The sequence below is a fragment of the Microbacterium sp. zg.Y909 genome (genome assembly GCF_024626565.1).
In genome coordinates, this window is the sequence record NZ_JANJFJ010000044.1 from 1 (window position 1) to 20,457 (window position 20,457).

Consider the following 20,457-nt stretch of genomic DNA (forward strand, 5'->3'; position numbering starts at 1 on the left):
CACCCGGAGCACGACGAACAGGATCGTCACCGCCAGCGCGAACGCCAGCAGCAGCAATCCTGTCCGTCGAAGCAGGTACCGGGTGATCGCTACGCCTTCGTGATGTCGTACACGTAGAACAGAGAGTTCAGTCCATTCTCCGGCACGCCGCTCACACCCTCCGCCGCGATGCGCAGCTGCGGGTTGAGGTAGAGCCACACGCTCGCGGCGTCGTCGGAGATCTGCTGGTTCGCCTTCGCGATCAGCTCGGTCTGCTCCTCGACGGTGGATGCCGCCTCGGACTGAGCCAGCCACGTCTGCACGTCGGCGTTGTCATAGCCCCAGTAGAAGTCGGGGTTGCCATAGAAGTTGATGTCACGGTCGTTGACGTGGCCCTGCAGGGTCGCCTCGAAGTTCTTGTCCGTGTAGACCTTCTGGTACCACTCGTCGTCGGTGATGATGTTGATCTCCACCGTCACGCCGACCTTCGCCAGCTCGGACTTGAGGAACTCCGCGACCGTGGAGTGCACGCCCGAGTCGGGGGTGTCGATCGTGAAGGTGAACCCGTCGGCGTAGCCGGCGTCGGCGAGCAGCTGCTCGGCGAGGGCCGGGTCGTACGGGTTGTTGTCGGCGAGGTCGAGGTACCACGGCTCCGACGGCGGCACCATCGAGCCGATCAGCTCGCCGCGACCGTCCCAGATGGCGTCGAGCAGCTTCTCGCGGTCGATCGCGGAGTACAGCGCCTTGCGCACGGCAGCATCGTTGAAGGGTGCGATCCGGGTGTTCAGACCCAGCAGCTCCTTCGTCGTCGAGGTGCCCTCGATGATCTGGAAGCCGGCCGATTCGAACTCGGCGAGGCTGTCGGGGTTCGACTGGCTCGTGACGAGGTCGACGGCGCCGGTCAGCAGCGCGTTGTTCAGCGCGGTCGGGTCGGCGTAGTACTGGTAGACGACGCCGCCGTTCGCGGGTGCGTCACCCCAGTAGTCGTCGTTGACCTCGAGGGTGATCGAGTCGCCCTTGCGGTAGTCGGCCAGGGCGTAAGGCCCGGTGCCGTCGGCGCTGGTGGTCAGCTCCCCCGCTTCGTCGTTGACGATCCAGACGTAGCCGAGGTTGTACGTGAAGCTGATCGACGGCTGGCTCAGGGTGACCGCGACGGTGGTCTCGTCGACGACCTCGACGGTGTCGATGACCTTCAGCTGGTTCTTGCGGGCGGCGATGGAATCCTCGCCCACGAAGCGCTCGAGGCTGTACTTGACGTCGTCGGCGGTCAGCGGGTCGCCGGAGTGGAAGGCGGCGTCGGCGAGGGTGAAGGTGTACACGAGGCCGTCGTCGGACACCTCGGTCTCGGCAGCCAGGAGCGGCTCGACCTCGGCGTCGTCGGTGATGCGGAAGAGGCCTTCGTACACGTTGCCGGTGAAGACCTCGGTGACCCCGGAGGAGCCGCCGAAGATCTGGTCGAGGTTCGTGGGCTCGTTCTGCGAGCCGATGACGATCTCGGCCGCGGCGTCGGGCTGGCCCGATCCCGACGACGAGGTGTCGCCGGAGGCGCAGCCGGCGAGCACGAGGAGGGCTGCGGATGCCATCGCGGGCGCGGCGAGATATCGGGTGAGGCGGCGTGAGGTCACGTCGGATCCTTTGCTGTGGGGGGCGACGGCAAGAACTGCCGAATTGGGGGGAAGTCGCTCAGAGGGTGAAGCCGTCGGCGAAGCGCACGCGCTTCTCCCCGGCACGCACCGCGAACGGCAGCCGGTTCTGCACCGGAGGCAGCGGACAGTTCATCTGGTTTGAGAACCCGCACGGCGGCACGGTCGCGCGGTTGAAGTCGACCGTCAGGGCGACGCTGTCGCCGGGGCGCAGGTCGCGTGATTCGGCAGGCCGGTCGAGGAACAGAAAGCGCCCGGCACCGTACGTCTCGGCGCCGTTGGTGCGGTCGCCGAAGACGAGCTGCAGCTTGGCGGTGCCGCCGTAGACGGTGTCGAACGCGTTCAGGCGGTACTCGGTGCCGTCGACGCTGAACACGAGGTCTCCCGACACCGGCAGGCCACGGGTGGCGCCGGCATCCTTGATGTGCTCGAACGGCACGACGCGCTGCTCGTCGACGAGTTCGAAGCGCCCCTCGAGCACCCAGGCCGGGTCGTACGGGTAGCGCTCGATGTCCTCGAAGGCCTGCTGCGCAGGAGAATCCTGCCGCCAGATGCGGTAGCCCTCCTGCGGCAGTCCGGTGTCGATGTCGGTGCGCTGCAGCCGGGTGAACAGCGCCGTAGCCGGGTGGCCCTCGCGGGCGACGGCCTCATCGACCGGGGGCTCACCGGGAGCGGACCAGTGCGTGAGCACGAGCGAGAGGGCGCCCTGCGGGGCGGTGACGGTCTCTCGACGCTCGCGCGCCCACTGGGCGTAGGCGTCGGGCGCGGTTGGAATCGTTTCAGTGCTCACCATGACAGGTAACCAAACGCGGTCACCCTTCAGAAATTCCGTTTCCGCGTGTTTCCGTGAGGCAGATTGCGCGATCGGGCTATTCCGACGTCGCGCGGGCGACGTGCTCGGCGAACGCGACGTACGCCTCGGGACCGTCGGCGGAGGTGACCGCCCGCAGCACGACCTCGTCCACGACGGACTCGTACGCCGCCACCGCGCTCCCGAGGTCCGCCGCGCTGTCGATGACGGTCGCGTGCGGCGCCAGCCCGAGCCGCGCGAAGTTCGCGGCGTAGCTCGGGAACCCGGCGTAGCGGTCGGTCTCGGCGCGCAGCCGCGCATCCGCGGCGGGGTCGACGGAGGCGCGCACGTACAGCGCGACGTGGGCGTGGGCCGCGTCCGCGTGGGCGGCGATCGTCTGCCGCGCGGCCGTTTCGGGATCGAGCCAGCTCAGCAGCAGGCCGTCCGCCGTCCGCGCGCCGAGCCGCCGCATGCGGGGGCCCAGCGCCCCGACGACGACACGCGCCCCGGTGGTCTCCCGCAGCGCCTCCGCGGCGCGGCCGACGGCGTCCAGCGCCCCCGCGCGCAGCTGTCCCGACCCGATGCCGAGCACCAGTCGCTCCTGCGGCAGTCCGAGCCTGGTCACCGTCGCGGCGATCTCGGGGGCCGCACGACGGTCCACGGGAAGCACGCCGGTGGCCAGCACCAGGTGCTCGGTCACCGCGGCAGCAGCCGCCAGCACCTCGAGCGCATCGGCGTGCGGAGTGTCGTTGACCCACAGCGCGTGGAAGCCGCCCCGCTCGAGCACGGGCGCCAGTCGCGCCGCGACCTCGGGTCCTGCGGCGGCGGCGATGCCGATCGACAGCATGTCAGCTCCTCTCCTGTGGCGCGGTCGCCCACAGCGCCCACGCCACGAGCACCGGCTGCAGCAGCAGTCGCAGCAGGCGCGCCCGGTCGGTGCGCAGGCCCGGGGCAGGCCGGCGGGTGCGCCACTGGTGGACGTTCCCCGGGAACACGGCGACGAAGAATGCCGCCACGGCAACGCCGACGCGCCGTCGCTCGCGAGGCAGGGCGACCAGTGCCGTGCCCAGCAGCAGCTCGGCGGCGCCGGATGCCACGACGATCATGTCCTTGTCGGTGCGCAGCAGCCGTGTCGCCCAGTCCGGCACGGCGATGCGGAAACCGCGTCGCAGCCAGAACAGGTGCGCGAGGCCCGCCGCGGCGAGCAGGCCCGCCAGCGCCCAACGGGCGGCGGTGCGGAGGATCGGCGTCGACACGCCCCCATCCTGGCATCCGCCGGCGCTGAACTCAGCGCCCGCCGGGAGGTCCGATGATCAGCAGCACGGTGAACGCCACGATCACCGCGGCCAGCAGGGCCAGTCCGAACAGCAACGGCCGGCGCAGCAGCGCACGCAGCAGCCGGTCGTGCCACGCGCGTTCGCGGGGGTCGCCGGTCTCCTCCAGTCGCCACTGGCCGTTGAGTCGGCCGGTCCGGTTCAGCCAGATCTCCACCGGGATCGTCGCGTACGGGATCACTGCGGAGATGACGGCCACGGCGGTGGGGCCGGGCGCCCAGCGGTTGTTCTTGGCCACCAGGATCGCCGTCGCCCCGTAGGAGAGGAAGACGAATCCATGAATGCTCCCGCCGATCGTCGTGGCGATGTCCAGTCCCAGCGTGGCCCGCAGGATCAGTCCGGCGATGAGCAGCGTCCACGACACCGCCTCGGCGATCGCAAGCGTGCGGAAGAGCGTCAGCGGCGTGCGGAACATACCTTCAGGCTATCTGAAGGAAGCTGTCTGGCCGCTGAACGGGTTTTCATGCAGCCCCTGCAGCGCGCCGGTCAGCGACGGCAGCTCCGCGGTGAACTCTGCGTCCAGCGACGCCAGCAGCGCCTCGGCTGCGGCCAGAGCGCGCTGGCCCTTGGCCGTGACGCGCAGATCGGAAGCGGCACCGGCATGCGCGGTGGCGTCGGTCACCATGTCGTCGGCGGCGAGGGCGCGCACCGCCGTGTGGGCGGTCTGCACGGTGATCTGGCTGCGTCGCGCCAGCTCGCTGAACGAGATGCCCGGCTCGGCACCGATGTGCGCGAGGAGTGCGTACTTGCGGGTCGTCAGACCGACGGTCTTCAGCGCGGTACCCAGGCGCCCGTCCCAGATCGACGACACCGTCAGCAGGGAGATGACAGGACTGAAGGGAGGTCGCTCAGCGCCCGTCACGTCTCCTCCTTCATTCGCACCGACACTCGATGCTATCGACGCCGCGCGGCGGTTCCCGCACACAGACGCGCGTCAGTTCCCGACGATCTGGCCGTCGCCGTCCACCATCGGCGGCGCGTCTTCGGCATCCAGCGGCGCGTCGACGTCGTCGGGCTCGGCGGCATCGGTCGTGTCGGGCTCCGGGCCGGGGGTGATCGGCGGCAGGCTGCGGTCGTCATCCATGCGGTCCATCAGAGCGCACGGCGGCGGAAGGATGCAACGACTTGACACGGAGCGGCCCCGCGGACGCGCCGCGTGGGTCGTTCATCTGCCGTGCCGCGGTGACGGCCGCAACCGCCCGCAGACGGTCTCTTCACGCGCGGAGAGCAGGAATTCCGATGCCGCAGAGCCGGGCCTTCGTCGCCGAGAACGGATCCATCGGCCCTCGGCGGCCGGGTCAACCCAGCAGGACCGGCTCGACGTCGCTCTCCGATCCCTGCGGCTCGGGAACCGCATACAGGCCACGCGGCGAGTTCGCCGTCGCGGCGAGTGCGTCGATCCAGGCACGGTTGATGCGGGGCTGGCGGCTGCCGCTGAACTTGAACGTCAACGATGCCCCCGGGTGGATCCACAGCGAGGTCCGGCCGCTCCCCAGGCTCGCGTCGTCCTTCCAGGTGAAGAAGAACCCCTCGGAGCGACGGAGTTTCGCACCCATCACGACCTGCAGGTGGGCCAGCAGCCGATCATCGAAGGTCGCGCTGGTCTGTGAGTTGTAGGTGAACTTCCCCATCGGGGCCTCCGGTCTAGCGCGCGGCGGCGCACGAGGTCTATCTGTGTCCTGATGAGCCGCTGCGAACGCGGCCCGCCCTCACAGGTCGAAGAACCCACCGAACGGGTCTTCGTCGTCCCCTGTGTCACGAGGGTCGAACTGCACCGTCTCCTCGGCGATGACGACCTCGGTGCGGGGTGAGACCAGCACCGCAACCGAACGGTTGCCCACCACCGTGAAATCCACGAACCGGCCGCCGTCGCGAGAGGCGCTCTCCATTTGACGTCGGAGTTCGTTGAGATCCTCACCCTGCGCCAGGAGATAACCCTCTCCGTTGATCCGCACTTCGGTTCGAACCATCGTCTGCATCTCCGTCACGCGCCCCATACTACGTGACCGGCCCAAGAGCGATGAAGGGCTTGCGCCGCGGCACGTCCAGCGACTCGAACGGTCGCGCCCTCATCCATCGACAACGGCCCGCGCCGCGAAGGTCTCCGCCCCCGCGGCCCTAGCATCGGACCATGCCCCTCGCCCTGCTCACCGGCGCCGCGCGCGCGAACAGCATCGCCGCCGGTGTCGCACCGCGCCTCGTCGCCGACGGCTGGCACGTGGCCACGAGCGACCTCACCGCCGGGGACTACCCAGCGGACCTGTCTGACCCCGCCTCCCCCGCTGCCCTGATCGAAGCCGTGCGAGGCGGCCACGGGCCCATCGACGCCCTGATCCTCAGCCACGCACACGACATCGAATCCGGCATCCTCGACACCACCGCCGACAGCTTCGACCGTCACGTCGCGGTCAATGCCCGCGCGAGCCTGCTGCTGATCGCCGCGTTCGCCCGGCAGGCACCACCGACGGGCGGCGCGATCGTCGCGTTCACGAGCGACCACACCACCGGCAACCTCCCCTACGGAGCCTCCAAAGCGGCCCTCGACCGCATCGTCATCTCCGCGGCCCGCGAGCTGGGTCCCCGCGGCATCTCGGCGAACGTCGTCAACCCGGGCCCGATCGACACCGGCTGGATGGACGACGAGACGCGCACCGCCCTCACCGGGATGCACCCGCTCGGGCGCATGGGCACGCCCCGCGACATCGGCGGCGTGGTCGCGTTCCTGCTGTCGCCCGAGGGCCGCTGGGTGACCGGGCAGCTGCTGCACGCCGACGGCGGGTTCTCGGCCCGCTTCTGAGTGACAGCGCTCCTCCCTGTGCGGGGCCGGCATTGCCGCGTAGAGTCCTGCCGTCTGCCACACGTGCGGGAGGAACCATGGCCACTGCCCCGAAGACCCTCGGCGACCTGAGGCTGTTCACCGGCGCTCCGCAGCTGGAGAACTTCGCCCACTTCAAGGACCTCATCCCGGTGCAGAGGATGGAGCCGTCGCGGCGCCCGCGGCCATGGCCGGCCGGAGCGGCGGTCGAACTGCCGGGGTCGTTCCCTTTCGGCGGTGAGCATCGCCCCGTCGCGGAGATGCTCGAGCGCACGGGCTCCGCGGCACTGCTCATCCTGCGTGACGGCGAGATCCGGTACGAGCACTACTGGCACACCGGCGGACCCGAGGTGCAGTGGATATCGATGTCGGTCGCCAAGAGCTTCGTCTCGGCCCTCGTCGGGATGCTCGTGGACGACGGCACGATCCCCGACATCGGCGCGCCGATCTCGGACCACATCGCTGTCGAACCGGGGTCCGCCTATGACGGAGTCTCGATCCGCGACGTCCTCCTCATGTCGTCGGGCGCGCGCTGGAACGAGGACTACAGCAACCCGGAGTCCGATGTCGCGAAGTTCATGCCGGCGATGCGGCCGGAGGGGGAAGGGCTGGATGCCTTCGTCTCCCACATGACCCGGGAGTTCGAGCCGGGGACGCTCTGCCGCTACAACTCCGGCGACACCCTCGCGCTCGGGATGCTGCTGCGCGCCGTCAGCGGGCGCAGCATCGGCGACCTCATGCAGGAGAAGCTCATGGACCCCCTCGGCGCCGAGCAGCCGGGGTACTGGGCGATCGACGCGTTCGGGGTCGAGATGGCGGCCGGCGGACTGAACCTCACCGCGCGCGACTTCGCCCGGCTCGGCGAGCTCTACCGACTCGGCGGCGAGTGGGACGGCGCTCGGGTGGTCTCCGAGGAGTGGGTCCGCGACTCCACGCGGGTCACAGCGCCGCAGTGCTCGCCGGAGCGCATGGCCGAGCCGGGCGAGGACCCGCACATGGGCTACGGCTACCAGTGGTGGCTGCCGACCAACGACCACGGCGCCTTCAGCGCCATCGGGGTGTACAACCAGTTCATCTTCGTCGATCCCACGACGAAGACGACCATCGTGAAGCTCTCCGCCAATCCGGCCTACGGCACGACGACCGACCCTGCGGTCAACGCGACTGACGAGAACATCGCCCTCCTGCTCCACCTCGCGGCTCAGGACTTCTGACGCGCTCCGCACGCGCGCCCCGGCCACCGCAGCAGGCCGCGCAGCGTCTGGATCGTGTCGGCATCGTCGGCGCGCTTGTCGTCGCGATAGGCCTTCACCCGCCCGAAGCGCAGCGCGATCCCTCCGGGATAGCGGGGCGAACGCTGCACGCCGTCGATCGCGATCTCGACGACCGTCACCGGCTCGACCCACACCGTGCCGGAGGTGCGGTGGGTTTCGATAGTCGGGAAGTGCTCGGTCTGCCAGCGCAGCGTGGCATCGGTCAGCCCGAGGGCCGCTGGGTGACCGGGCAGCTGCTGCACGCCGACGGCGGGTTCTCGGCCCGCTTCTGATCCGCAGCCTCACGGATGCGGGTTCGTCGCCGCTCCGTCGAGCCACAGCATGTCGGTGGGGTCGGTGTGCGTGGTGCCGCTGCCGACGTGCTTCGCGCTGATCTGGGGCCCCTTCGTGATGACGTGGACCATCGCCATGGCGTGGCCACGGCCGACGCCGTAGTCCTCGGCCAGCCACTGCACGATCGGAGCGGCAGGGGTCGACGAATCGAAACCCTTCTCCGCGGCGATCTCCACCAGCTGGCGCGGGGTGAGCCCGGTCTTCTTCTCGACAGCGTCGAGGTACGCCTGGAAAGACATGTGCGCTCCTTCAGTCGGTCAGCGAGGGGATGTCGAGCGTGCCGCGGGAATCCCACCACTCCTGGATGATCACCGGCGACGCGTGCATGCAGACGATCCGCAGCCGCGACGTGCCGGAGTTGACGAAGCGATGCCAGGTCCACAGCGGCGCTGTGACGGTGTCACCCGCCGTCGCGCGCATGACGCGATCGCCGATCGTCACGTCAGCCTCGCCCTCGAGCACGATCCAGGTCTCGGTGTACGGATGCCGGTGCAGCTCCGGGCCCTGACCGGGGTCGTTGTCGACGAAGAAGTACGACAGGCCCGCGCCGTGCTCGCGCCCGACGAACCGGCGGGTGCGGCCGCTGCCGATTCGCAGCGCGTCGGCGGGGATCGGTTCCACAACCTCGTCCATCGTCCCTCCCGGTGCGTCGTCGCTGCTCCGAGGGTGGCACACCCGCCTCACCGGCCCAAGCCATGGACGGGAAGATTCAGCTCATCTTCGTGCCGGCGACGGACGTCGACCGCGCGAAGGAGTTCTAGACGAGGATCGGCTTCACCCCCGATCACGACCAGGTCCCGCTTCGTGACCTTCGACGACCCGGACGGCAACACCGGGACGCTCCAGCAGCTGCCGCCGCGCGACTGACACCTGCGGCGTCGGTCGGGCAGTTCCTCGGTTTCGCGCGCGGCCTCCGTCCCCGGGTCTCGGACCCGATCGACTCGGTTCTCCCCGGCGAACCAGCGATGAACCCCGCCGCGGCGCACGCCGGACGGTGAACGCCGCGATCCGCGCCTGTTCTCTGCGCGGCTGCCCGGCGTCGCGGACGGAACCATCCGGGCGGGGCGACCGACCCCGCGCCCCCGCCCGGCTACCGCAAGAGCCCGCGCAGCGTCTGGATCGTGTCGGCATCCTCGGTGAGCTTGTCGTCGCGGTATGCCTTCACGCGAGCGAACCGCAGCGCGATGCCCCCGGGATAACGCGGTGAGCGTTGCACGCCGTCGATCGCGATCTCGACCACTGTGACCGGTTCGACCCACACGGTGTTCGGGGTGCGGCGTGTCGCGATCGTCGGAAAGTACTCGGTCTGCCAGCGCAGCGTGGCATCCGTCAGCCCTTTGAAGGTCTTGCCGACCATGACGAACCCGCCGGGCTCGCCGAACTCACCCTCGGGGTCCAGGGCGCCGAGATGCAGGTTCGAGAGCATGCCCGCGCGGCGCCCCGATCCCTCCTCGACGGCGAGCACGACGAGGTCGAACGTGTGGACCGGCTTGACCTTGATCCAGCTCGACCCACGTCGGCCGGCTGCATAGGTCGAGTCGATCGCCTTGACGACGACGCCCTCGTGGCCGGCGGCGAGGGCATCGCGGCTCACCCGTTCGGCGACCTCGGGATCCGATGTGACCTCGCCGCGCACACGATGAGCCGGCGCGATCCGGGCAAGCGCGGCCATGCGGGCGCGCAGCGGCTCATCGATCAGGTCCCGACCGTCCAGGTGCAGTACATCGAAGAACCACGGATGCAGCACGAGTTCGCGCGCCGCCTCGGCGCCGAACCGGGCCATCGTCTCCTGGAACGGGCGCGGCGACTCGTTCTCGTCGAGAGCGAGGGTCTCGCCGTCGAGCACGACGTCGCGCACCGGCATCGCCCGCACGATGTCGACGATCTCGGGAAGGCGCTGGGTGATGTCGGCGAGGTTGCGTGTGAAGATGCGCACGTCGTCGCCGCTGCGGTGCACCTGGATGCGCGCGCCGTCGAGCTTGTACTCCACGGATGCCTCGCCAACCGTCGCCAGCGCCTCCGCAGCCGTGGCGGCAGTGCTGGCGAGCATGGGGAGCACGGCACGTCCGACGACCAGGCCTGTCTGCTCCAGGTCGGCCTCGGTGCCGTACAGCGCGATGCGCGCGGTCTCACCGAGGTCACCCGAGAGCATGGCCGCGCGCCGCACCGCGGTGAGAGGCCGGTCGGCGGCCTCGGCGATCGCATCGGTGACCACTCCCTCGAGTGCGCCGGTGCGCATCTCCCCCAGAAGTGCTCTGCGCAGGAAGTCCTGCTCCCCCGCGGTGGCGCGGCCGAGCATCCCGGCGAGCGCGGTGGAGCGACGCGCCGCCGATCCGGGGCCGGATGCCGCCGCTAGCAGGTCCAGTGCGGCGTCGACGTCGGCGATCGCCAGGGTCGAATCGCCCGCCGGCTCGACCGTCGTCGAGGCGAGACCGCGCCACCCGACGCCGAGGCGTCCCTGGCGCGGCTTACCCAGCAGCAGCCCTAGTGCCGGGGCGAGTTCGTCGGCCTCGAGCCGGCGCAGCAGCGCGGCGAGCGCATCGACCTTCGCCTTCCGCGAGCGCGTGGCCGTCACGGCATCGGCGGTGTCGACGAGCTCGGCGAGCAGCATGCGGTCAGTCTGCCACCGCAGCCTGGCGTCGTTCGCGGCTGCTCACCGGGATTCGCGACGCTGAACATCCGCGTCCGACGCCCGCTCCGCTCGTCTGCCCGCGAAACGAAAGCCCGGCGACACCTCACGAGGTCGCCGCCGGGCGCCGCACAGTGGTCAGACGAAGGGACTGTGCGGCGTCACGGTAGTTGGCACGGTTGCGACGCAGGTGGCTGAAGACTCGGCTGAAGCGCCGGCCGGCTCCAGTCGTAGCCGCCGCACCGACGTTCGCCGAGCTAAGGCGTCTATCGGAGGTGCAGAGCCGGCCGTCCTCCCCCACCTGCGCCTGAGACCGCGCCGGTCAGCAGCCGAGGGCGGCGAGGAAGTCGGCCTGCGCGGGGAACCGGTAGACCTCGCCGCCCTCGTGCCGGTTGAAGCCGTAGACGTCGATGCGGCGGTCTGCGGTGGCGAGGTGGTTGAAAGCGGCGAACACCGTCGACGGCGGGCAGGTGTCGTCGAGGATCGCCGTGGAGTACAGCGCCGGCACGGAGGACCGCCGCGCGAAGTTGACGCCGTCGACGTACGAGAGCGTGTTGAACACCCGCTCGGCATCACCACTGCGCCGGTGTACGGCGAGATATCGCACGATCTCGGCGTAGGGGTCCGTGTCGGTCATCCCCACCGCGCGCTCGAAGTGGCAGAGAAAGGGCACGTCCGGCATCGCGGCGACCAGCCGCGGGTGCAGGCCGCTCACCGCGACGGTGAGCCCGCCGCCCTGACTGATGCCCGTGATGGCGACCCGGTCCGGGTCGACGCCGTCGAGGCCGAGCGCCGCGTCCACGCAGCGGACGGCGTCGGTGATGAGCCGGCGGAAGTAGTAGTCCTCGGCATCCTCGATGCCCCGGGTCATGAGGCCCGGCACGCTGGGACCGGTGCCGTGCGGATCGGCCGTGTCCCCGCCGCCGCCCCATGTAGCGCCCTGCCCGCGCGTGTCCATGACGATGTGCGCACGACCGGATGCCGCCCACGCGAGGCGCTCGTGCGGCAGGCCGCGTCCGCCGCCGTAGCCGAGGAACTCGACGACCGCAGGCAGGCGCCCCGCGACGCCCGCCGGGCGGAGGTACCAGGCGCGGATCGGGTCGCCGCCGAAGCCTGGGAAGACGAGGTCGTGCACCTCGATGTGCCGCAGCGGCGTGGCGACGGGGGTGAGCACGGGGGCGTCGCCGACCGCCCGCGCTTCGGTCAGCGTGCGCTCCCAGAAGTCCTCGAAGTCGGCGGGTTCGCGAACCTCGGGCCGATAGGTCCGCAGCTCGGATTCGGGCAGGTCGAAGCGTGGCACGGCGATCCCTCCGGTGACGCCATCGGCGGCGTGCGTCGAGCCTAGCCACGTCGGCGTCGGCCGTCACGGCCCTCCACGTCAGCACGCCAGGCAAGAGAACGTTGTTCTACACCGCCGACAGTCGCCTCGTCGAGGCCGGCCTGCTCGGCGACCGCGCGAACACTTCGCTCACCCAGGGCGGATCGGAGACTGAGCCCGAACTGCCGAGCCGTCTCCCCCGCCGAAGCCGACGACGGTGCGTCCGGCCACGACTCTCTCAGCTCAAACGGCGACTCGCGCCGCCGGTTAGCCACAGGATCGCTCCTGTGGAACCGGTCGACGCGAGTCCAGTCATTTCATGCGCCACTGCGCAATCGGTGCCAAGTAGTTTTGACGCGTGCCAACTTCAATGGGGTGCTGCGCCAACTACCGTGACGCCTCACACAACCTGTGCGGCGTCACGGTAGTTGGCACGGTTGCGACAGAGTTGGCTCAAGGCTCCGCTGAAGCGTCAGCCGGCTCCAGTCGTCCGATCCGTCACAGTAGTTGGCACGGTGCGGAAGCAATCTCGGCGCCCGGGCGGTCGGGGCTCGTCGCTCCGCGACACGGAGATCAGCCTCCGGGCCTCGTCCGCTTCAATCCTGACGAAACCTAACCGCCGCACCGACGCTCGCCGAGCTAAGACGTCATCGGAGGTGCAGAGCCGGCCGTCCTCCCTCACCTCGGCCTGACACCGCGCCGGTCAGCAGTCGAGGCGGTGAGGAAGGCGGCCTGCTCGGGGAACCGGTAGACGTCGCCGCCCTGTGCAGCTCGAGCCGGTGCTGGTGCGCGATTCCCCCGTGTGGCGCTGCCCGAAAGTGGAAGAGGCTCACCGTAGTCGGCGATCCGCCCGTTTAGGTAGTCGGGCAGGTATTGTCCAATCGCACAACCAAGTCATCGGTCGGCGGCACAAAAGTGTTGGTTCAGCCCTGCCGCCCGTGCAGTACGTCCGCGGCCGCTGAGCAACGGGGCCGTACAATCCCGGCATGCGAGCTAGTTCAGAGGCACTCCAATTCCGGCTTGCCCTCCGATATCCAGACGGGGAGTATCTGAGTTTCGCGGGCAACCCGAGCGATCCGGCAGCGGCCACGATTTACCAAGCCCTCCGAGCGCATGACGCTTCTTTTCACCCCTCTCAGATCAGTAGCGCGGCACACAGCAACGTCTCACTGTGGCCGAGTCGGGAGGGCGATGGCCCGCTCGTTGCCACGGGGATCAACGTTTTCCAGGTCCCGTGGGAAACAACCCTGGCTGAGCTCCGCCTACTAATCGGCCCTGACGATCAAGCGGTCAGACTCCAGCTGGGAGGTACCGGCGGCGATGGCACGGAGCCTCTCACCCTCTGGCTCTTGGAAGACCTTCTGCCGATGGGAGAGGCGCTCCTAAGCGCGTATGGCGGCGTGGAGTTGGGCGTCCGAATGTCGAGGGCGTTGCGGAAGCGTAAGCACCGCGAGTCGCGCGCCCTGGCTCAGTCGTGGGTACACAACGGAGATCCGTGGGGCATGCCGGAAGAGTTGCGGCAAGCGATTTGCGAGCGGTCCTACTGGACACTTGATGAGCTCAAGCTCGTCTTCGGCCTATCCGGCTCAGATCTGCACAAAGCGATGCAGGCTTGCGGTTACAGCTATGGCAGTGAGGACTCGGCGTACTACGCCCCGCCTCCCGTCGACGCGGTGAACTAGCAACCCCTCGCAGTAGCGGGTCCTCGGAGGTGGGGGCCCGGGGCATCCAGCCGCAGGTCCTTCAGCGGGCTCGTGAACACGCGCAAATGCTGCGCTATCTCCGAACGCCACTCTCGCACCACGCGGATCAGGTGCCGAGTCGCCGTGTGGTGCGCCCGGGCAAGTCCTCAGTAGCCTGGCACCGTGAATTCATTCTCGGAACGACATGGGTACAAAGAAGTACGGTCCATCGTTCAACGCGAGGACCTAGACGAGGAGACACGTCGCAAGCTCTGGAACCTCGTGGCTCTCCTCCCCGAGGGGTTCGAGAGTCTATACAACGATCTGACAGAACGGCATCTCCTCGAAGCGCTATGGCTTGGCTACCTGGAAGAGGTACGAGACGAGATGCCGCGCGATCAGATCGTGTGGATGCGTGTGAAAGACGCGATATTCGAACACAAGTGGCACGAGGTTTTCGACCTCCTTGAGCTTCTGATCAAGCGCTGGGATCGGTACGGTAGCAGTACCGCCGAACCCCTCAAGAACGTGTTCGTGAAGGCGCTGAATGACCTCTTCGAGTCACAACTTGTCGGGTACCGCTTCATCGGTCACGAGATCACACCAGTCGACTCGACGGCCGAGTCGGAGGCCATCCAGTCGGCTCTGTTCGATACCGAAGAGATCGCGGGGGCGCGGCACGCGTTGGACCGCGCCGTGGAACTCCTCGCTGACCGAAGTACGCCCGACTACCCGAATTCGATCAAGGAGTCGATTTCCGCTGTCGAAGCGGTCGTGCGGAAGTTGACCGGGGAAAACATGCTAGGACCTGGCCTCGCAAGGCTAGAACGGGGCGATCTCTCGCTTCACCCGGCATTGAGAGCTGCCTGGGTGAAGATGTATGCGTGGACCTCCGACGAAGACGGGATTCGACACGGAGGCTTGGAGGCAGCCAACGCGGACCAAGCGCTCGCGAAGTACGTGTTGATCACCTGCTCCGCCTTCGTGTCCTACCTCATCGAGGCTGCTCGTAAGGGCGGAATTGTATGACTCTACGAGTGCGCGGACGAACAGTGATGACCAGCGACGTGGCCGAATGTGCGGCGTCACGATAGCCAGCAACGGTTGGTCGCAGTTGACTCAAGCGCCCAGCTTCGGCCAGAGGAGGTCGCTGCCTTTCTTGAACCGCTCGATAGCCGCCTCGCGCTGAAGGAGGGGCGGATTCAAGCGGTCATCGCAACAGGACCGATTTGATGATCTCATTCGGGGTTTGGAACTCGAGCCGCTTGCGGGGTCGGTCGTTGAGTTCACGAGCGACGGCGTCGAGCTGGCCTTCGGTGAACCCGTCGAGGCTGGTGCCTTTCGGGAAGTACTGCCGCAGCAGCCCGTTCGTGTTCTCGTTGATGCCGCGCTGCCACGGTGAGTGCGGGTCGCAGAAGAACACCTCGATGCCGGTGTCGATGCGGACCTTCTCCCAGTCGCGCATCTCCGGTCCTTGATCCCAGGTCAGTGCGCCGCGCAGCTGCACCGGGAGCTGCTGGATCTTCCGGCTCAGCGCGGGGGCGACTTGGTCGGGCTTGTAGCCGTCGGGGAGGTGGACGAGCATCGTGAAGTTCGAATGCCGTTCTACGAGCGTGCCAATCGCAGACAAGTTCCCCGCGCCGATGATCAGATCGCCTTCCCAACTTCCCGGAACGGCACGATCACTCGCCGTCGACGGACGCTCCGAGATGTTGACCATGTTCGGGATCCGGTTCTTGCGCTGCCCGACCTTCCGACTGGGATGACGCAACCCTCTCCCGGTGCGCAGATACCGGGTCAGCTCCTGCTTCAACGCGCCCCGCGACTGCACGTAGAGCGACTGGTAGATCGTCTCCACGCTCACCTGCATCTCTGGATCATCGGGGAACTCTCGCCTCAGCCGGCCGGCGATCTGCTCCGGCGATCGACGCTTAGCCAGGTCCTGCTCCACTCTCGCACGCAGCCGCTGGTTGGTCGCCAGCTTCGCCGGCTTAGGCCTCACCGCCCGCCCCATCGCCGTCATCTGCGCCATCGACGCCCGATACCGGCCACGCACGGCGTTCCGGGACAGTTCCCGAGACACCGTCGACGGCGCGCGTCCGAGTCGCCTCGCGATCGCCCGCACCGACTCGCCCCTCGCGACGCCGACCGCGATCTCTTCCCGCTCGACGAACGACAGATACCGGCCCTGCAGGTCCCGTCCGCGTCGCGGCCGGACGCCACCGGCAGCGACGAGCATCCGTTTCGCCGTCGTGCGGTCCACCCCAATCTGATCGCCGACCTCACTCGCGAACAGCCCGGCCTGGAAACCGTCCCACGCCTGCTGCACCGCATCGAGCCGGAACCTCAACGCCAACTCCGCCACAACACTCTCCATTCAGTAAGTGTTGCGACCACCGCAAGAACCCAAGGAGGGTTGAGCGGGCGCCGTCGTGATGGATGGCGATGAGGATCGTAAAGCGCCGTCCGGCGGCGCTCGATGATGTTCGGTCGCCTCGCGGTCGCGGCTGGAGGCAACCCTCACCGGCGAGGGTAGCGGAAGAAGCACCGAACGATCCTCGCGCGCTCCTAGGCCTGCTGGCGCACAGGACACGGCAATGATTTGTCATCCCTTGGATAGGGTACGCGTGTGACGGACGTGCTGTGGTGGACGCCAGCAGTGGCAATCGTGATCGCGGCTGTGTCGCTCAGCGTGAGCATGCGGAAGCAGCAGAGCGAGCGGCCGAGGCTCCGAGCCCACAAGATGACGCTGAATGCCGACCCTGAGGTCTTCCACGAGCAGGTCGGCCGGGACAATTACGGGCGCCCGCTACTCGTGCCTCGCCGGCGGCGGAAAGCGACGGCGATTCTGACTGTCCACAATCAAGGCGGGAGCGACGTAACCCTGGAGGGGATCAGGCTCTTCGTTCCCACCACGGGCTCTCGCGGCTACTCGTTATGGTTCGACGGCGGAGAACGAATAAGCGCGAGGGACCGCATGGTCGTCAAGCTCGGGGTAACGGGCCTCATACGCGATCTACGCAGCTACCCTCCTCGCGGATGGCATGCTCTCGCTTCGTCATGGCGACATGTGTCTGTGACCTTCGTGACTGCAGACGGCCAAGAGTTCGATCAGAAAACGAGCTGGACCGTTCGTAGCATGATCGAATGGGCGCGAAGCCTGGAGTGGTAGCGAGTGCTTCCCCCCGTCACGCCAGGGCCGACGTACGCCGTCTCTTCACGCTGACGGGCGGGGGGGGTACGCCGTCACGGCGCAGATGAGGGGTGGCTGTCTGCCCGCTGGTCGGAGCGACGACCCCGGCGAAGCGACTGGCTTGTCAGGCCTTCCGGCCAGGAGACCCAAAGAACGCGATTAGGGCAGATCATGGACGCGCCGACCGCGTGCCTGCTCGGGCAGAAAGTGCTCCCCGTCCGGCCACGCGGCGCGAGACAGCGCAGGATACGACGGATCGCACGCTGCGAGCCCTGATTGCGTCACGCTGATTCAGTCCAAGAACCTGAGCCATGCCCACCGCCAGATCAACGGAGTCGTCCTGCGGCCTCCCATCCAATTGCGGGCCGGAGGGGGCTCGCGAACGAGGCGAAGCAGGCGGCACGTGGATCCCCTCTGCAATACGGTGATGGCATGACTCAAGCCAGGGACGATGGTTACGGCGGGCGGGCCGAACTCGTCAAGGTGCTCGGCATCAAAATCGAGTCGCTCATTCGCGAACTGATCGCCAACGCTGGAATAACTGTTCTGAACGTCTCCCACAGGGTGAAGTCCGAGACGAGTGCACGGAAGAAGATCGAAGCTGATCCGACCAAGTACGCGTCGTATGGTGACCTGCACGACATGCTCGGGGTTCGAGTCATCACGTACCTCTCGAGCGACGTCGACCGCGTGGTGAACGTACTCCGCATCAACTTTGAAGTTGATGAGAGCCGCTCACTCGACAAGCAGACGGGCCTCGACCCCGACCGGTTCGGGTACCTCTCGTACCATCTCGTCGCGAAGACGAGCGCTAATCGCGCGAACCTTGCTGAGTGGACGCCTTACAACGCTGTGTTCTTCGAAATCCAAGTCCGATCAATTCTTCAGCACGCCTGGGCCGAAATCGAGCACGACCTCGGCTACAAGTCGACATCGGGTATTCCCGCCCACATCCGGCGGCGGTTCGCCCGCCTCGCCGGGCTACTTGATCTGGCGGATTCGGAGTTTGACGCGGTGTCCGCAGAGGTCGCCGCTCACGTGAACAGAGTTGACTCTCTCATCGCTGACGGCGCGAATCGTGACCTGCCGATTGATCGGGATTCAATTCGTGCACTTGTGACCTCAGGGAACGCTGTGTCCAGTGCGGACCAAGCCATAGCCGAAGGCATCGGCGCGAAGATTGAGAATCATGTTTCACGCCGGTACGCAGACGCTCGCGCCGAGGAGTTGGTGGATGTCGGCTTCGAAAGAATTGACGAGGTGATCGAAGCCGTCGACGCAGACTTCGACTCCTTGGTCGCGTTCGCGGTGAACTGGTTCAATCACCCTGGCCGTCGTGACTGGGACGAGGATGAGAGACCCGAGGGAGTCGGCGAGAACGGCCGCTGGAAGGTCTTGCCGCCGGGCATCAGTTTGTTCTACCTCTACCTTCATCGACAGCTTGGAACGCCCTACGGCGAGCTGGACCTAACGAACATCCACGATCTGGATGATCCCGAGACCCGGTCGACTTTCCGGCGCATCCACGACGCAGCTTTCGGCATCGACTAGTGAGCAGGTGGTCCCGCCGCTAGCCAAGGAGTCCGTCCCCGGGAGCGGTCAGCGCGGGCCAACAACCGAGAGGCGTTTGCATCGGCCGCAGCTACGCCCCTTGTTCGCCCGCGAATCACCGGTCGCCGGCCATTCGTTGCCGCACGCACACTTCCACCACAGGCGCTTGGACGTTCCAGCGACAACGTCCGTCGGCGTCAGGCCGCCGTTTCGCGTCATGTGGAACTCGGCGGCGAGGCGCGGGTGGGTGGTCGCCATGTCGTTGTGTCATCTTGGCTGAGGCCATCAAGCTCCTTGGGTCCGGGTAACGGGAAGACCTGAGAGGCGTAATTGTCGTACTCGTCGAACCATTCCAATTGAAGGGAGAAATGGTTGTCTTCGTTGGTGTGCGTGATCTCGCCGACGAAGGTCACTTCACGCTCTCCCGAGAGATCAGTCCAAGCTGCAGCGCTCTTGAACTCGAACCGCCCACCACTCTTGGGGGCGTTCTCGAGTCTCACCCGATACGCCGCGCTGCCCGGGACCAAGTTGGCGAGGACGTAGGTGTGATCGTAAAGCAGATCACCGCCGTGAAATTGCAGACGCCACCGAGGCGCCAGTCGGGGCGTGATTGGAGTCGGGAGCGAAGCCGAAGTCTGAGGTTCCTCAAGCCGTTGTTTGAGAGCAGCGCGGTCCTTCTCGAGTTCTCGAACTTTGGGCCGCAACTCGAGCATCCCCTCGCCGAGCGCATCTGCGACTGCCGCGATACGCAGGTCGGTATAGCCGCGCGCATTGTCCAATATGCGCGCCCTCTCCCGCTCAAACCGGCGGTGAGTTAGAGGTCGCCACGCCCACAGCCAGCGCGAAATGCGCTGAGCCCGCGGCCCGATCTTTGGCACGAAGGACAGCAGCTTCAGGATGGCCGCGACCGCCAGCCCGCCGACGACAGTTGCAAGCAGACCAGCGACCAAGGCATTGGCGTTTACCCACGTCCAAACATCAGTCCACCCATTCACGATCCTGAACATAGCCGCTCCCACCCTCAGGGTCTGGCCGCGACTCTTCTATTGCTGGCGCCGCTGCGGAAGGCGGCTCCGGCGGCGATACGGACAGGTTTGATCACCGCGGATAGAGCCGGGTACCGAGCGCTTCTTCGAGACGAGCGACCGTGCGCAGGTCCGGCCATGCGGCACCCGACAACACCCGGCGAACCGTCGCCTCGTCGAGGACAGCATGTTCGGCAACCGCCCGAACACTTCGTTCGCCCAGTGCGGATCGAAGATTCAGCACGAACTGCCGGGCCGTCTCGCCCGCCGAATCCGACGACGGTGCGTCCGGCCACGACTCCGTCAGCTCAAACGGCGACTCGCGCCGCCGGTTAGCCACAGGATCTCTCCTATGGAACCGGTCGACGCGAGTCCAGTCATTTCATGCGCCACTGCGCAATTCGGTGCCAAGTAGTTTGACGCGTGCCAACTTCAATGGGGTGCTGCGCCAACTACCGTGACGCCTCACACAACCGTTCAGAAGTCCCAGTCGTCGTCCTCGGTCGCGACGGCCTTGCCGATGACGTACGACGAGCCCGAGCCGCTGAAGAAGTCGTGGTTCTCGTCGGCGTTGGGCGACAGCGCCGACAGGATCGCGGGGTTCACGTTCGTGGTGGTTGCCGGGAACATCGCCTCATAGCCGAGGTTCATCAGCGCCTTGTTGGCGTTGTAGTGCAGGAATTTCTTGACGTCCTCGGTCAGGCCGACGCCGTCATAGAGGTCCTGCGTGTACTGCACCTCGTTGTCGTAGAGCTCGTACAGCAGCGAGAAGGTGTAGTCCTTGATCTCGTCGCGCTCGGCCTGCGAGATCTTCTCGAGCCCCTTCTGGAACTTGTAGCCGATGTAGTAGCCGTGCACGGCCTCGTCACGGATGATGAGGCGGATGAGGTC

The 20,457-nt window shown here is 67.3% G+C and carries 23 protein-coding genes and 1 pseudogene; 5 read left to right on the forward strand and 19 right to left on the reverse strand.

Annotated elements, in window-relative coordinates; translation table 11 throughout:
- Positions 1 to 89: 89 nt before the first annotated feature.
- The 9 genes from NQ160_RS05580 to NQ160_RS05620 all read right to left on the reverse strand — a co-directional run bounded on the left by NQ160_RS05580 (position 90) and on the right by NQ160_RS05620 (position 5,716).
- Positions 90 to 1,604 carry an ABC transporter substrate-binding protein gene (locus NQ160_RS05580; protein WP_257514243.1) on the reverse strand — a complete coding sequence of 505 codons (1,515 nt, stop codon included), beginning with the start codon at positions 1,602 to 1,604 and terminating at the stop codon, positions 90 to 92.
- 58 nt (positions 1,605 to 1,662) lie between these two features.
- The gene (locus NQ160_RS05585; protein WP_257514244.1) at positions 1,663 to 2,415 is read right to left on the reverse strand and encodes a DUF1684 domain-containing protein; all 753 of its coding nucleotides are present in this window, start codon (positions 2,413 to 2,415) and stop codon (positions 1,663 to 1,665) included.
- 76 nt (positions 2,416 to 2,491) lie between these two features.
- Positions 2,492 to 3,259: an LLM class flavin-dependent oxidoreductase gene (locus NQ160_RS05590; protein ID WP_257514245.1), complete on the reverse strand. Its 768-nt coding sequence runs from the start codon at positions 3,257 to 3,259 to the stop codon at positions 2,492 to 2,494.
- 1 nt (position 3,260) lies between these two features.
- Complete coding sequence (locus tag NQ160_RS05595) at positions 3,261 to 3,668, reverse strand: hypothetical protein (RefSeq protein ID WP_257514246.1); 408 nt, start codon at positions 3,666 to 3,668, stop codon at positions 3,261 to 3,263.
- 31 nt (positions 3,669 to 3,699) lie between these two features.
- Complete coding sequence (locus NQ160_RS05600) at positions 3,700 to 4,161, reverse strand: DUF3817 domain-containing protein (protein WP_257514247.1); 462 nt, start codon at positions 4,159 to 4,161, stop codon at positions 3,700 to 3,702.
- Between the two features lie 9 nt (positions 4,162 to 4,170).
- Entirely contained in the window at positions 4,171 to 4,608 is a 438-nt protein-coding gene (locus NQ160_RS05605; protein ID WP_257514248.1) for a MarR family winged helix-turn-helix transcriptional regulator, read from the reverse strand.
- Between the two features lie 72 nt (positions 4,609 to 4,680).
- Complete coding sequence (locus NQ160_RS05610) at positions 4,681 to 4,830, reverse strand: hypothetical protein (protein WP_257513407.1); 150 nt, start codon at positions 4,828 to 4,830, stop codon at positions 4,681 to 4,683.
- A 214-nt stretch (positions 4,831 to 5,044) separates the two neighbouring features.
- A complete protein-coding gene (locus tag NQ160_RS05615; protein ID WP_257514249.1) occupies positions 5,045 to 5,377 on the reverse strand; it encodes a DUF7882 family protein in 333 nt (110 codons plus the stop codon).
- Positions 5,378 to 5,455: 78 nt separating this feature from the next.
- Entirely contained in the window at positions 5,456 to 5,716 is a 261-nt protein-coding gene (locus tag NQ160_RS05620) for a hypothetical protein (RefSeq protein WP_257514250.1), read from the reverse strand.
- Between the two features lie 161 nt (positions 5,717 to 5,877).
- Between NQ160_RS05620 and NQ160_RS05625 the strand changes: the two genes are divergently transcribed.
- Complete coding sequence (locus NQ160_RS05625) at positions 5,878 to 6,543, forward strand: SDR family NAD(P)-dependent oxidoreductase (RefSeq protein WP_257514251.1); 666 nt, start codon at positions 5,878 to 5,880, stop codon at positions 6,541 to 6,543.
- Between the two features lie 77 nt (positions 6,544 to 6,620).
- On the forward strand, positions 6,621 to 7,775 hold the full coding sequence (locus NQ160_RS05630) for a serine hydrolase domain-containing protein (protein WP_257514253.1): 1,155 nt from the start codon (positions 6,621 to 6,623) through the stop codon (positions 7,773 to 7,775).
- On the opposite strand, the pseudogene NQ160_RS05635 reads toward NQ160_RS05630, so the two are convergent.
- The 5 genes and pseudogenes from NQ160_RS05635 to NQ160_RS05655 form a co-directional block, all read right to left on the reverse strand.
- A pseudogene (locus NQ160_RS05635) lies at positions 7,763 to 8,044 on the reverse strand (ATP-dependent DNA ligase); the annotation flags it as partial. The gene NQ160_RS05630 and the pseudogene NQ160_RS05635 overlap by 13 nt on opposite strands.
- A 72-nt stretch (positions 8,045 to 8,116) precedes the next feature.
- Positions 8,117 to 8,407, reverse strand: a complete 291-nt coding sequence (locus tag NQ160_RS05640) for a DUF4287 domain-containing protein (protein ID WP_257514254.1) — start codon at positions 8,405 to 8,407, stop codon at positions 8,117 to 8,119.
- A 10-nt stretch (positions 8,408 to 8,417) separates the two neighbouring features.
- Positions 8,418 to 8,801 (reverse strand): cupin domain-containing protein, encoded by a 384-nt coding sequence (locus NQ160_RS05645; protein WP_257514255.1) that lies wholly within the window; start codon positions 8,799 to 8,801, stop codon positions 8,418 to 8,420.
- 457 nt (positions 8,802 to 9,258) lie between these two features.
- Positions 9,259 to 10,779 (reverse strand): ATP-dependent DNA ligase, encoded by a 1,521-nt coding sequence (locus NQ160_RS05650; protein ID WP_257514256.1) that lies wholly within the window; start codon positions 10,777 to 10,779, stop codon positions 9,259 to 9,261.
- Positions 10,780 to 11,119: 340 nt separating this feature from the next.
- Complete coding sequence (locus tag NQ160_RS05655) at positions 11,120 to 12,097, reverse strand: acetylxylan esterase (RefSeq protein ID WP_257514257.1); 978 nt, start codon at positions 12,095 to 12,097, stop codon at positions 11,120 to 11,122.
- Between the two features lie 1,883 nt (positions 12,098 to 13,980).
- Between NQ160_RS05655 and NQ160_RS05660 the strand changes: the two genes are divergently transcribed.
- The gene (locus NQ160_RS05660; RefSeq protein ID WP_257514258.1) at positions 13,981 to 14,826 is read left to right on the forward strand and encodes an AbiJ-NTD4 domain-containing protein; all 846 of its coding nucleotides are present in this window, start codon (positions 13,981 to 13,983) and stop codon (positions 14,824 to 14,826) included.
- Between the two features lie 181 nt (positions 14,827 to 15,007).
- Here the strand turns inward: NQ160_RS05660 and NQ160_RS05665 are convergent, their stop codons facing one another.
- Positions 15,008 to 16,174, reverse strand: a complete 1,167-nt coding sequence (locus NQ160_RS05665) for an IS30 family transposase (protein ID WP_441338262.1) — start codon at positions 16,172 to 16,174, stop codon at positions 15,008 to 15,010.
- A 252-nt stretch (positions 16,175 to 16,426) separates the two neighbouring features.
- Here NQ160_RS05665 and NQ160_RS05670 point away from each other — a divergent pair, with 252 nt between their 5' ends.
- Together NQ160_RS05670 and NQ160_RS05675 are read left to right on the forward strand one after the other, a co-directional pair.
- A complete protein-coding gene (locus NQ160_RS05670; protein ID WP_257514259.1) occupies positions 16,427 to 16,969 on the forward strand; it encodes a hypothetical protein in 543 nt (180 codons plus the stop codon).
- Positions 16,970 to 17,422: 453 nt separating this feature from the next.
- The gene (locus tag NQ160_RS05675) at positions 17,423 to 18,541 is read left to right on the forward strand and encodes a GTP pyrophosphokinase (RefSeq protein WP_257514260.1); all 1,119 of its coding nucleotides are present in this window, start codon (positions 17,423 to 17,425) and stop codon (positions 18,539 to 18,541) included.
- 48 nt (positions 18,542 to 18,589) lie between these two features.
- Here the strand turns inward: NQ160_RS05675 and NQ160_RS24970 are convergent, their stop codons facing one another.
- From NQ160_RS24970 to NQ160_RS05690, 4 genes are all read right to left on the reverse strand, one after another.
- Positions 18,590 to 18,799 carry a zinc-ribbon domain-containing protein gene (locus NQ160_RS24970; RefSeq protein WP_374113632.1) on the reverse strand — a complete coding sequence of 70 codons (210 nt, stop codon included), beginning with the start codon at positions 18,797 to 18,799 and terminating at the stop codon, positions 18,590 to 18,592.
- Entirely contained in the window at positions 18,757 to 19,548 is a 792-nt protein-coding gene (locus NQ160_RS05680) for a hypothetical protein (protein WP_257514261.1), read from the reverse strand. The genes NQ160_RS24970 and NQ160_RS05680 overlap by 43 nt, the downstream gene beginning before the upstream one ends.
- Positions 19,549 to 19,639: 91 nt before the next feature.
- Positions 19,640 to 19,906, reverse strand: coding sequence for a hypothetical protein (locus NQ160_RS05685; RefSeq protein ID WP_257514262.1), 267 nt, complete (start codon positions 19,904 to 19,906; stop codon positions 19,640 to 19,642).
- 137 nt (positions 19,907 to 20,043) lie between these two features.
- A partial coding sequence (locus tag NQ160_RS05690) for a ribonucleotide-diphosphate reductase subunit beta (protein ID WP_257513481.1) occupies positions 20,044 to 20,457 on the reverse strand: 414 nt, incomplete at its 5' end.

Coding starts and splice junctions, on each gene's coding strand:
- NQ160_RS05645 (WP_257514255.1), bottom strand. CDS start 8,801: ATGGACGAGGTTGTGGAACCGATCCCCGCCGACGCGCTGCGAATCGGC.
- NQ160_RS05665 (WP_441338262.1), bottom strand. CDS start 16,174: ATGGAGAGTGTTGTGGCGGAGTTGGCGTTGAGGTTCCGGCTCGATGCG.
- NQ160_RS05615 (WP_257514249.1), bottom strand. CDS start 5,377: ATGGGGAAGTTCACCTACAACTCACAGACCAGCGCGACCTTCGATGAT.
- NQ160_RS05600 (WP_257514247.1), bottom strand. CDS start 4,161: ATGTTCCGCACGCCGCTGACGCTCTTCCGCACGCTTGCGATCGCCGAG.
- NQ160_RS05625 (WP_257514251.1), top strand. CDS start 5,878: ATGCCCCTCGCCCTGCTCACCGGCGCCGCGCGCGCGAACAGCATCGCC.
- NQ160_RS05590 (WP_257514245.1), bottom strand. CDS start 3,259: ATGCTGTCGATCGGCATCGCCGCCGCCGCAGGACCCGAGGTCGCGGCG.
- NQ160_RS05650 (WP_257514256.1), bottom strand. CDS start 10,779: ATGCTGCTCGCCGAGCTCGTCGACACCGCCGATGCCGTGACGGCCACG.
- NQ160_RS05680 (WP_257514261.1), bottom strand. CDS start 19,548: ATGTTCAGGATCGTGAATGGGTGGACTGATGTTTGGACGTGGGTAAAC.
- NQ160_RS24970 (WP_374113632.1), bottom strand. CDS start 18,799: ATGGCGACCACCCACCCGCGCCTCGCCGCCGAGTTCCACATGACGCGA.
- NQ160_RS05610 (WP_257513407.1), bottom strand. CDS start 4,830: ATGGATGACGACCGCAGCCTGCCGCCGATCACCCCCGGCCCGGAGCCC.
- NQ160_RS05630 (WP_257514253.1), top strand. CDS start 6,621: ATGGCCACTGCCCCGAAGACCCTCGGCGACCTGAGGCTGTTCACCGGC.
- NQ160_RS05675 (WP_257514260.1), top strand. CDS start 17,423: ATGACTCAAGCCAGGGACGATGGTTACGGCGGGCGGGCCGAACTCGTC.
- NQ160_RS05620 (WP_257514250.1), bottom strand. CDS start 5,716: ATGGTTCGAACCGAAGTGCGGATCAACGGAGAGGGTTATCTCCTGGCG.
- NQ160_RS05640 (WP_257514254.1), bottom strand. CDS start 8,407: ATGTCTTTCCAGGCGTACCTCGACGCTGTCGAGAAGAAGACCGGGCTC.
- NQ160_RS05585 (WP_257514244.1), bottom strand. CDS start 2,415: ATGGTGAGCACTGAAACGATTCCAACCGCGCCCGACGCCTACGCCCAG.